This is a genomic window from Spirulina subsalsa CS-330 (assembly GCF_028330765.1).
GTDB lineage: Bacteria > Cyanobacteriota > Cyanobacteriia > Cyanobacteriales > Spirulinaceae > Spirulina > Spirulina subsalsa_A.
In genome coordinates, this window is sequence record NZ_JAQMTY010000135.1 from 17,640 (window position 1) to 29,120 (window position 11,481).

The window sequence follows — 11,481 nt, forward strand, 5'->3', positions numbered from 1 at the left end:
ACTGCTATTGGCCGATGCTCCAGCGGCTGAACCCTAGTCCTTGTCTGGGGTGTAAGTCGAAGCCACGTAGAGTTCTTTGAGTTGTTGGTCATCCACGCCAGCGGGGGCATCGGTGAGGAGCGATCGCGCCTGTTGGGTCTTCGGAAACGCAATCACATCCCGGATCGAATCCTCACCCGCCAGCAGCATCACCAAACGGTCTAACCCGTAGGCGATTCCGCCGTGGGGCGGCGTGCCGTATTCAAACGCATCCATGAGAAACCCGAATTTTGCTCGCGCTTCCTCATCGCTCATGCCAATCGTGGTAAATACCTTCTCTTGCACGTCCCGCTGATAGATCCGCAGACTACCGCCCCCCACTTCGATGCCGTTGTAGATCAAGTCGTAGGCTTGGGCGCGGGCGGTGGTGAGGTCGTCGATGTCGTCGGGATGGGGGGCGGTGAAGGGGTGATGGAGGGCTTCGAGGCGTTTTTCGTCGGCGTTGTATTCAAACATCGGGAAATCCGTCACCCACAGCAGATTCACTTGATCCGGGTCGATCAATCCCATTTGTTCGCCCACCACTTGGCGGAGACGATCGAGGGATTTATTCACCGTTGCGGTATCCCCTGCGCCGAAGAGGAGGAGGGTTCCGGGTTCGGCCTGGGTGAGGCGGAGGAGTTCGTCTTTTTGGTCTGGGGTGAGGTTGTCTTTAATCGCGCCGATCGTGTCGATTTCGCCGCCGTCACGAACGCGGATGTAGGCGATCCCTTTGGCTCCGGCGATCGTGGCTTCGGTGAACAGGTCGCCGCCGGGTTTGATCCGCACGTTGGAGATGCGATCGCCCCCCGGAATCGGCAACACTTTAATGCTGCCGCCATTTTTCACCGCACTGGTAAACACCTTAAACCCGCAATCTTTGAGCAGTTCCGACAGATCCACCAACTCCAACCCAAAGCGGGTATCCGGGCGATCCGTGCCGTATTTATCCATCGCTTCGGCATAGGTGAGGCGGGGGAAGGGGCGCGATAATTCCACCCCTTTCACGGTTTTGAAAATGTGACAGATCAAGGCTTCATTGAGGCTGAGGATCTCCTCTTGGCCCATGAAGCTCATTTCCATATCAAGCTGAGTAAATTCCGGCTGGCGATCGGCCCGTAAATCTTCGTCCCGGAAACAGCGGGCGATCTGGTAGTAGCGATCGAACCCCGACACCATCAACATTTGTTTAAACAGTTGCGGCGATTGGGGCAGGGCGTACCATTCGCCGGGGTTGACGCGGGAGGGAACGAGGTAATCTCGTGCGCCTTCGGGGGTGGAGCGGGTGAGGATCGGGGTTTCGATTTCGATGAATTGTTCTTCATCTTCGAGGAAGCGGCGCATGGCTTTAACGATCGCATGGCGCAAGATTAAATTCCGGGTCATGCGATCGCGCCGTAAATCCAAATACCGATATTTCAGGCGTAATTCTTCCTTCACCGTCTCCGTATCGCTCGATGCCACTTGGAAGGGTAATTGTTGATGCACCGCGTTGAGGAGTTCGATGCGATCGGCGTAGATTTCAATTTCGCCTGTGGGAATTTTCGGGTTAAGGGACGCTGCGGGCCGTTGGCTCACTCGCCCTGTAATCCGCACCACATATTCATTGCGCAGTTTTTCCGCATCGCGGTAGGACTCCGGCGTTCGTTCGGGATCGCTGACAATCTGCACCACACCGGAGCGATCGCGCAAATCAATAAAAATTACTCCGCCATGATCCCGACGGCGATCCACCCAGCCGCAGAGGGTCACAGTTTGATCAAGATTGGTGGCTCGCAGATCGGCGCAGTAATGGGTTCGCATAACTCAGTAGACAGGGTTAATTCGGTTAACACAGTTTAAACACTTTGCCCATTATCAATGATCAGGGGTCACTGTGCCGTCTCTCATCCAGGAGAATTCCAGAGAGCAGCATTCTTCACCCCCCAGCCCCAGCCCAATCCGCGCTTCTCCCACCGCAGATCAGCAGATCCGATCGAGACTCATCGCCTGCTGTTGCAATGTCTGTAGTGTCGTGACACAGCCAAAATGATATTTTATTGTAGGGTGGGTTAGGCGGCTTAAACTCCTGTTATCACTGCAATTCAGCGATCCTCCGTAACCCACCAATTAGCGTGTGCCGTAACAGTAGTGTCGTGACACAGCCAAAATGATATTTTATTGTAGGGTGGGTTAGGCGGCTTAAACTCTCGCTATCACTGCAATTCAGCGATCCGCCGTAACCCACTAATTAGCGTGTGCCGTGACAGTAGTGAGGCGTTGATCTGCTGACCCAGGGCTTGCACATGGGGTTCTTTGAGCATGGTTAGGTGTCGCCCCGGCATCGTGTGAACGGTGATTTTTCCCTGCACCAGATCGCCCCAGCCTAAGGTGGGATTGTGGGCAGAGCGTGGGGATTGGAGTTGGGCCCGATACACCTCCACATCCCCATCATAGGGTTGGGGCTGATAGCTGTCCTGAGCGTGGTAGTTGGGTTGCAATACATTCAGCATCCGGAGGTTAACATTTTGGGCTTTGAGTGCTTCGGTATAGACGCGATCGCGCTTCATTTGCCGTTTCCGATAAAACCAAGTCAGGGTCTTTTTGAGATACCCCATGCGCTCGTCAGCATTCATCAGCCATAGATTGCGAGCGGTGGTTTTCACCGTTTGCCGCCAGGATCGAGGGGCCTGCATCAACGCCGGGGTTTTCGTATCGATCATCGCCACGAGTCCCGGCGTTTCCCCCCGTTGTCGTAACTGCTGCGCCATTTCATAGACAATCAACCCCCCGAAGGAATGCCCCAACAGGTACAGCATCCCATCCGGATACTGTTGGCGAATGGTTGCCAGATACAGCGTGGCCATGGCTTCTACCTGATCTAACGGTGGCTCAATGCCATCAAAGCCCCGCGCTTGAATCCCGTAGACCGGCTGATCCGGTTCAAGGTAGGGCAGCAAGGCTTGATAGAACATTGCCCCGCCCCCCACGGCATGGATGCAAAACAAGGGGGGGCGATCGCCTTGGGTTTGTAAGGGAACCAGCAGGGTAGACTGATCCTCTGGCGAACTGTCGCGGAGATAGGCGGCTAGATCGGCCAGGGTGGGATGGGCGAGGAGATGATGAAAGGACAGTTTGCGCTGAAATGCCTGGTCAATCTGGGCGAAGAGTTGCACCGCCAGCAGGGAATGACCCCCCAAATCAAAGAAATTATCCTGGCGATTGGGGACAAAATCAAACAGTTCTGTCCAAATCGTGAGGAGGGTTTGTTCTGTGGGATCATCGCTCGGTGTGGCATCGGCCCCTAAACTCATGCCGCCCCAATCGGGATCAGGGAGGGCAAGGCGATTTCGTTTCCCGTTCAGAGTCAACGGCAAGGCCGCCAACGGCACAACCACCGAGGGAACCCATTCCATCGGTAATTCCGCCCGTAATTGTGCTTGAATCTGATGGGTTAGATCCCGCAGGCTCAAGTCTGGCGCATCGGGTTGCAGCACCACGTAGGCCACGAGTTGCTTTTCTTGGCGGGGATCATCTTTGGCGAGGGCGATCGCTTCTTTCACCAGCGGTAACTGTTCCAATTGGCTTTCCAATTCCCCTAATTCAATCCGCAGCCCCCGTAACTTCACCTGAAAATCCGATCGCCCCCGCAACTCCAGCGCCCCATCCGGCAACTGTCGCGCCAGATCTCCCGTTTTATAGAGGCGATTAAACAAGCCGGGATAGTCGCGATCGTCTTCCTCGGCGGCCCAAGGGTTCGGAATAAATTGCTGGGCCGTTAACTCCGGTCGCCCCAGATAGCCCGCCGAAACACAACCCCCCGCCACCCAGAGTTCTCCCACCTCCCCCGGTGCCACCCGCTCCAGGGCTTCATTGACGATATAGGTGCGGTTGTAGGGGTAGGGGAAGCCCACGGGTACATAGCCATCCTGTTGATCAAACTCGCGGGGAACAGGATAGGCGCAGACTCCCACGGTTTCCGTCTGGCCGTAGATGTTGATCACATCGGGGTGGCTGGTGAGGTCGTGGCGGATGGCGTGGAGGGTGGGGCACAGGGTGACATCCCCCGACAGCAAGACGAGGCGAAGATCGTTGGTGAGGAGATCTTGTCGGGTGTCGGGATCGAGGGATTTAACGGATTGGAGGAGCGATCGCCACACCGAAGCCACCGTATCGGAAATGCTCACCTGTTGGGTTTTGATCAAGTCCAACAGCATCAAGGGATTTCGCGTCTGTTCCTTATTGGCTACAATGACCGTCGCGCCCTGGCTGAGGGGGACGAGCAATTGGCGCACCGACGAGGAAAAGGAAAACGAGGCCGTGTGCAGATAGACATCCTCCGATCTGGGTTGGATAATCGCAGACACGGCCTGCATATAATAATCCACACTACTGCGCAGGATCTGCACCCCCTTCGGATGACCCGTTGATCCGGAGGTGTACATGATGTAGGCCAAGGCTTGCGGGTCGAGGGAAGCTAGGGCCGGAGCCGTCGGGTCATCGGCTGAACTCGTCAACCCATCGTGATCGAGGCAAATAACGAAGGGGATGTGGGTGGCCAGACGTGACTGTAATGCTTGGGTCGTCACGATGCACCGGGGCTGAACATCGGCCACCATGAAATTGAGACGGTCTTGGGGATAGGCAGGATCAAGGGGGATATAGACTGCGCCGATTCGCAACAGTGCCAGCACGGCCACCACCAACATCAAACCCCGGTCTAGAAACAAACCCACACGATCCTGAGGCTGGATTCCGTGCCTGAGTAGCACCTGAGCCAGTTGATTAATCTGGTGATTTAACTCGGTGTAGGTGAGGGTTTGGTCTTGGCAAGCGATCGCCACCTTAGGCCCACAAGCTTGAACAACACGATCAAAACGTTCTAAAACCATAGGATTTCTGAGGATTGCTAACGTGTGAATCCTGACGAATACGTTTTCTGAAAGACTAAATAGCAGCGATGTCTATTTATTATGCAAGATCAAAAGAGACCCACCCAATTTAATGATCCATCCTAAATCATCTATCCTAAAGGAAGGATAAATACTTTTCAAGCAATCCTAGTTCAGGGTTTACGTTCCAAGCATTATCTTTGATTTAAGCGTAGATTATTGTTGATGAAAATAAATTTTGTATGAAGTTCCATTTCTTCTGAGCAATAATATTCCGACCTTTGGGGTGATTCTATCGCCGTTGCCATCAACACAAGGGACAAAGATCCCCCTCAATCCCCCTTAAAAAGGGGGAAGTGGTGTTCTCATCGTTTCGCACTTATAGCAGTAGTCAATATCGTTAGGACAGGCAAGGGGCTTAAGCCCCTTGTTCCTAGACATACCCTTGTCCTAAGCAACCTGACGACGGCTATAAAAAGGGGAAGGTGGCGTTCTCATCGTTTCGCACTGAAAAAGGGGGAGGTGGTGTTGTCATCGTTTCGCAATTCGCTATAACGATTAATTATCTAGTCTGAAGGAGAGGTGATGGCGTTACAAGCACGGTGGCAGCAGGTTGCTTTAGTGGACTTACCCGCTGATTTTCTGGCGGCGGTGGGCCGGTATTGTGGGCAATCTGCCGGGGAGAAGGTGGCGCAATTGTTGTGGCGGCGGGGAATTTGCGATCGCGCCTCCCTCGATCGCTTCATTGACCCTCGCACCTATCAACCCTGTGATCCCTTCGCCTTTGGGGTGGAAATGGAGCGGGCCGTGGATCGCCTCGATCGCGCCCGTCAGGAGGGGGAACGGGTGACGATTTGGGGGGATTTTGATGCGGACGGGATCACCTCTACAAGTGTGTTATGGGATGGGTTGGGGCAGTTTTTCCCCCCGGAGCAGTTGGATTACTACATTCCGAACCGCGATCGCGAATCCCACGGCCTGAACATTGCCAACCTCGATCGCCTCGCCACCGAGGGCACAACCTTGATCGTCACCTGCGACACCGGCAGCACCAACCTGACGGAAATCGCCCACGCCCACCGCCTCGGCATTGAGATCATCGTTACCGATCACCACACCCTCCCCCCGGAACGCCCGGACGTGGTAGCGATCGTCAATCCCCGTTATTTTGACCCCGCTCATCCCCTGTATCACCTTTCTGGCGTGGCGGTGGCCTACAAACTCGTCGAAGCCCTATATCAACGTTTTCCGGATCTGCCCCAAACGCCCCTCACGGATTTACTGGATCTTGTTGCGATCGGGTTAATTGCCGATCTTGTGGCGCTCCAGGGGGATTGTCGATATTTGGCGCAGGTGGGGATTGAGCAGCTTCGGAAACAAGATAATCCCCAAACGGCAACCCGTCCCGGTGTGGCGGAACTCCTGAAACTGTGCAAACGAAGCGGCGATCGCCCCACGGATATTTCCTTTGGGATTGGGCCGCGGATTAATGCGGTGAGTCGGATTCAGGGGGATGCGCGGTTTTGTGTGGAGTTGCTGACGAGTCGCGATCGCCAACGCTGCCAAGCCTTAGCCGAGCAAACCGAACTCGCCAACAGCCGCCGCAAGGAATTGCAAAAAACCATGGTGGCCGCCGTGGAAAAACGCCTCGAACAGGTGGATCTGTCCACGACCCATGTGATTGTTTTGGATGATCCCCAATGGTCAGCGGGGGTGCTGGGGTTGGTGGCGGGTCAGGTGGCCCAGGACTATGGCCGACCGACGATTTTACTCACCCTGGGGGATGACGGGATGGCGCGGGGTTCGGCGCGATCGACCCATGGCATTGATCTCTATCAGTTGGTCTACAGTCAGCGGGAGTTGTTGCATCGGTTTGGGGGGCATCCCTTCGCGGCGGGGCTGAGTTTGGCGGCGAACAATTTACCCCTTTTCCGGGAGGGGATTAACCAAACCTTGCGCCGCCAATTGCCCGACCCGACCCAACTGCGCCCGACGATCGCCGTGGATTTAACCGTCACTGTGGCGGAGTTGGGGGAAACGCTATTTAAGGAATTAAAACTCTTAGAACCCTGTGGGATGGGGAATCCTGCGCCGCTGTTGTTGATCGAAGATTGCTGGTTTCCGACGGTGCGCAATGCGAATATTAAAGACCGCAGCGGCAAACAGGTGAAATATATTAAAACCCAGTTTATAATCTGCGATCGCACCTCATCCCAAGGCTTTCCGGGGATGTGGTGGGGGCATTATTCGGAGGAATTGACCCCAGACACGCGGTTTGATGCGATCGCTGAACTCGACTACAACACCTACCAAAATCGCTACGAAATCCGCCTCATCGACCTCCGCCCCAGCCAAGCCCACAGCCCCAACACCGAGCAAATCCCCGCCATTCTCGACTGGCGCACCGACCCCGACCCCAATGCCGATCGCATCGACTGCGTCCGGGTGGATCAATGTCCCCTGGTTTGGGATGACATCCAACAACGCTTTCACCGCGCCATCCACCAAGCCCAACCCCTCGCCCTCGCCTACCATGCCCCCTCAGCTCCCGCCCCGGAAGACCACCTTAAACGGTTGATCGCCATGGCCCAGCACCTTCACACCACCGGCCACACCGTCACCCTTGCCGATTTTCAAGCCGCGTTGCAGGTGAGCGATCGCCAATTAACCCTCAGTCTCGCCGCCCTCACCGCTATGGGATTTAGCCAGGAACACACCCCCCAAGGCATCCGGATCACCGCCTACCAATCCCCCAGCAATCCCGCCGCCGCCGATGTTGTGGTGACGCAATTATGTGATGCGATCGCTGAAACCCACTTTCGCCACACCTATTTCGAGCGTGTCCCCCTCGCCACCGTCCAACAAAAATTAGCCGAATCGGAAGTTTAGAGAACTCATCTTTACAAAACGGCGTTATTATGCGTGAAAGACTTTCACCCCAACAGCACCGCAACCCATGGCCTACACCACCGCGCAATTGATCGACATCCTCGACCAAGAAATGCGAGCCAGTTACCAAGGCAAGCGCGTTTTACTGTCGGCCCGCGATCGCTTCCAAGACGACCCCGTTCTCTCCCTCGCCCTGGGAGCGAATAAAATCAGCAAAGTCTACGCCTATCGAGAATTTCGCGAGCAAATCCACGCCTACCAGCAAGAACAGCAGGTTTCCGGCTTAATTTGGCGCACCTGTCGGTTTAATGGCGCAGAGGTGAGTTTTCCCGAAGTCCATAACCAACTGATCGCCATCCCCTCCGATTTGGCCCAACTCCGCGCCGCCAAAGCTGACATCATGCAATTTTGGCGACAGGTGAGCACCGCGTTAAACCTGTGGCTCATGGGCAAAGAGCAACAACGCCTCTCCCCGGCTCTCGTGGAAGAATTGGCAAAAGAAGCAGAATGGGCCGAAGTCGATGCCGGCATGACGGAGGTTTATCTCGGTCTCTGTTGGGGCAAACCAGAGGAGCGGCATTGTCAATGGGCGTTACCGGATTCGGGCTGTCGGCGGATTGTGGCGGCTCCCGGTGAACCCAGTGTGATTAAGGTTTAATGATTTTGCGGGTGGACTTCTCATTTTGTCGTGCGGGCATCTTGCTCGCTGGGATTCTGGACTCAAACAAAATAGGGAGCAAGATGCTCCCACTCCATCACAATCAATATTCTGTAGTGCGGGCATCTTGCCCGATGGAATTCTGGACTCAGACAAAAGCAGTAACATCACTGCTCCATATTACAAAGCACGAATAAGTATTAAGTTTTATCGCGATTTAGGGTTGAACGAAGGAGCGCGATCGCCCCTGATCCGGTGCAATTTCAAGGCTAACAAGCAAAGACGACAATATGTAACAGAAGCGAGCCATCCCTCGGAGGTTTCTGAGACAATACACAACCAGAATCGGATTGCTTAATTCCTAGATTCATTACGATCCATTGACCTGTATTTATACTTATTACGGAGGCTAACTCGTTATGAAATTGGCGTATTGGATGTATGCAGGGCCTGCCCATATTGGTACGTTACGGGTGGCGAGTTCCTTTAAAAATGTCCATGCCATTATGCATGCGCCCCTCGGTGATGACTATTTTAATGTGATGCGATCGATGCTCGAACGGGAGCGGAATTTTACCCCCGTCACCACCAGCGTGGTAGATCGCAACGTGTTAGCGCGGGGTTCCCAAGAAAAAGTTGTTGATAATATCACCCGTAAAGATGGGGAAGAGCATCCCGATTTAATCGTGCTCACGCCCACTTGTACCTCCAGCATTCTCCAAGAAGATTTACAGAATTTTGTCGATCGCGCCCAACTCGATTCTCAATGTGATGTGATGTTGGCCGATGTCAATCACTATCGCGTTAATGAGTTGCAGGCAGGCGATCGCACCCTCCAACAAATCATCGAATACTACATCAAAAAAGCCCGCAAACAAGGCGACCTCGACACCACCAAAACCGAGCAGCCCTCTGTCAATATCCTTGGCGTGTCCACCCTCGGCTTCCACAATCGCCACGACTGCACCGAACTGAAGCGATTAATGGCGGATCTCGGCATTACGGTGAATACCGTCATCCCCGAAGGAGCCACCGTTGAGCAACTCAAAACCTTACCCAAAGCCTGGTTCAACCTCGTACCCTACCGCGAAATGGGCCCCATGGCTGCCCAATATTTAGAAGCGGAATTTGGCACACCGTCGGTGGATATCACCCCCATGGGCGTGGTGGATACCGCCCGCTGCATCCGCGCCATTCAAGGCATTCTCAACGTCCAAGGGGCGGCTGTGGATTATGAAGACTTCATCGAAAATCAAACCCTCCATGTCTCCCAAGCGGCTTGGTTTTCGCGCTCCATTGACTGCCAAAACCTGACGGGCAAAAAAGCGGTGGTGTTTGGCGACAATACCCACGCTGCCGCAATGACGAAAATTCTCGTCCGGGAAATGGGGATTCATGTGGTGTTGGCGGGAACCTATTGCAAATATGATGCTGACTGGTTCCGCCAGGAGGTGAGCGAGTATTGTGATGAAGTGTTGATCAGTGAAGATCATGGCGAGATTGGGGATGCGATCGCCCGCATTGAACCCTCGGCCATTTTCGGCACGCAGATGGAACGCCATGTGGGGAAACGTCTGAACATTCCCTGCGGTGTGATTGCCGCCCCGATCCATATTCAAGATTTCCCCATCGGCTATCGTCCCTTTTTGGGATACGAAGGCACAAACCAAATTGCGGATTTGGTCTATAATTCCTTCACCCTAGGCATGGAAGATCATCTCTTGGAAATCTTCGGCGGTCATGACACAAAAGAAGTGATTACGAAAGGGATTTCGGCAGATTCCGATCTGAATTGGACGAAAGAAGCCAAAACCGAACTCAACAAAGTGCCTGGGTTTGTGCGCGGCAAAGTGAAGCGCAATACCGAAAAATTTGCCCGCGATCGCAATATCAGCCAAATCAGTCTTGAAGTGATGTATGCCGCGAAGGAATCCGTCGGCGCTTAGTTCACCAGTCACCCAGGATTCAACACAGATGCTATTCTCTTCTGAATCGTCTTCAGAAGAGAATTTTCTTCGGGTGCGATCGCGGCCTTCATCCATACCCAAATCCCTAGCCCCCAATCAAGCTGGAACAAGGGGCTTAAGCCCCTTGCCTGTCCTAATTCAAGCTGGAACAAGGGGCTTAAGCCCCTTGCCTGTCCTCATGCCCTTGTTGACTGCTATAAAAACACCAAGCACGAGCCGTAAAGCTGTGCTTGGTGCGTTGTTCTCATCATGGATGAAGGCCAAGGGCTAGGATGAGCTAGTTGACGGTTTTTCCGCCGCCCCACATGTAGCCTTGAAGTTTGGGTTGAACCAAGATGTAACCGGCAATATCGCGGAGGTCGTCTTGGGTATAGCCGCGCATTTCGGGCCAGAGATCGGCACGCTTCGTGCTGGGGTGAAGGTCACTGAGGTCGATTTCACCATCGTAGGTCATCGGGCTATTGGTGAAATCAACGATCGCAGCCACGTTATCACGCGGGGGTTCTGCCCCTTCGAGATCTTCAAGGCGCAGGGTGACGTTGGGGTTGGTTTTGGTTCGTCCGGCCATGTGGCATTGCGAACAGGTGTCATTAAATAATCGCTTACCGTGTTCGAGATCTTCGTTACTAATAACAGCGGTTTCCCCGGCAGGATTAATCACAATTTCTCGGTATTTCTGATCAACGTTGATCGCTGATGCTGGGTTTACCGCAAATTGCCATCCAAAAACTAGGGTTGCGATCGCCACAAGGATTAATCTCACAGGGCGCATCATTCTCCTCCAAAGTGGTGTGTGATCCATTCTTCTCTATTTTTCAGCAATACAGCGTGGGCTTAACCCGTGGGGATAACACTTCTCATCACGCGAGCAAGAGTGGACAATAACACGAATGATGACTGGCTCAAGGAAGCATCCCACGATTAATTAAGCAATTCTCTTGACATACTCCCCCACTAAACCCTACGGGCTATAGTGGGAGATTCTGAACAGCCAGTTACCTGACCATTTATCCACTCAAACAACGAGAGTTGCAGAGGGTTGCTAGGCTCAACGACTCACGCCATTGATTTATCCTGA

Annotated in this window: 6 protein-coding genes; 3 read left to right on the forward strand and 3 right to left on the reverse strand. The window is 53.9% G+C overall.

Annotated elements, in window-relative coordinates:
• Positions 1-33: 33 nt before the first annotated feature.
• Positions 34-1,821, reverse strand: a complete 1,788-nt coding sequence (aspS, locus tag PN477_RS09030; RefSeq protein ID WP_272118441.1) for an aspartate--tRNA ligase — start codon at positions 1,819-1,821, stop codon at positions 34-36.
• Positions 1,822-2,213: 392 nt separating this feature from the next.
• The gene (locus PN477_RS09035; RefSeq protein ID WP_272118443.1) at positions 2,214-4,889 is read right to left on the reverse strand and encodes an amino acid adenylation domain-containing protein; all 2,676 of its coding nucleotides are present in this window, start codon (positions 4,887-4,889) and stop codon (positions 2,214-2,216) included.
• 585 nt (positions 4,890-5,474) lie between these two features.
• Between PN477_RS09035 and recJ the strand changes: the two genes are divergently transcribed.
• The 3 genes from recJ (at position 5,475) to bchB (ending at position 10,382) form a co-directional block, all read left to right on the forward strand.
• Entirely contained in the window at positions 5,475-7,778 is a 2,304-nt protein-coding gene (recJ, locus tag PN477_RS09040) for a single-stranded-DNA-specific exonuclease RecJ (RefSeq protein ID WP_272118445.1), read from the forward strand.
• Positions 7,779-7,845: 67 nt separating this feature from the next.
• Positions 7,846-8,436, forward strand: a complete 591-nt coding sequence (locus PN477_RS09045) for a hypothetical protein (protein ID WP_272118446.1) — start codon at positions 7,846-7,848, stop codon at positions 8,434-8,436.
• Positions 8,437-8,855: 419 nt separating this feature from the next.
• Positions 8,856-10,382: a ferredoxin:protochlorophyllide reductase (ATP-dependent) subunit B gene (bchB, locus tag PN477_RS09050; RefSeq protein WP_272118447.1), complete on the forward strand. Its 1,527-nt coding sequence runs from the start codon at positions 8,856-8,858 to the stop codon at positions 10,380-10,382.
• A gap of 298 nt (positions 10,383-10,680) precedes the next feature.
• Here the strand turns inward: bchB and psbV are convergent, their stop codons facing one another.
• Positions 10,681-11,175: a photosystem II cytochrome c-550 gene (gene psbV / locus PN477_RS09055; protein ID WP_217650745.1), complete on the reverse strand. Its 495-nt coding sequence runs from the start codon at positions 11,173-11,175 to the stop codon at positions 10,681-10,683.
• Positions 11,176-11,481: the final 306 nt, after the last annotated feature.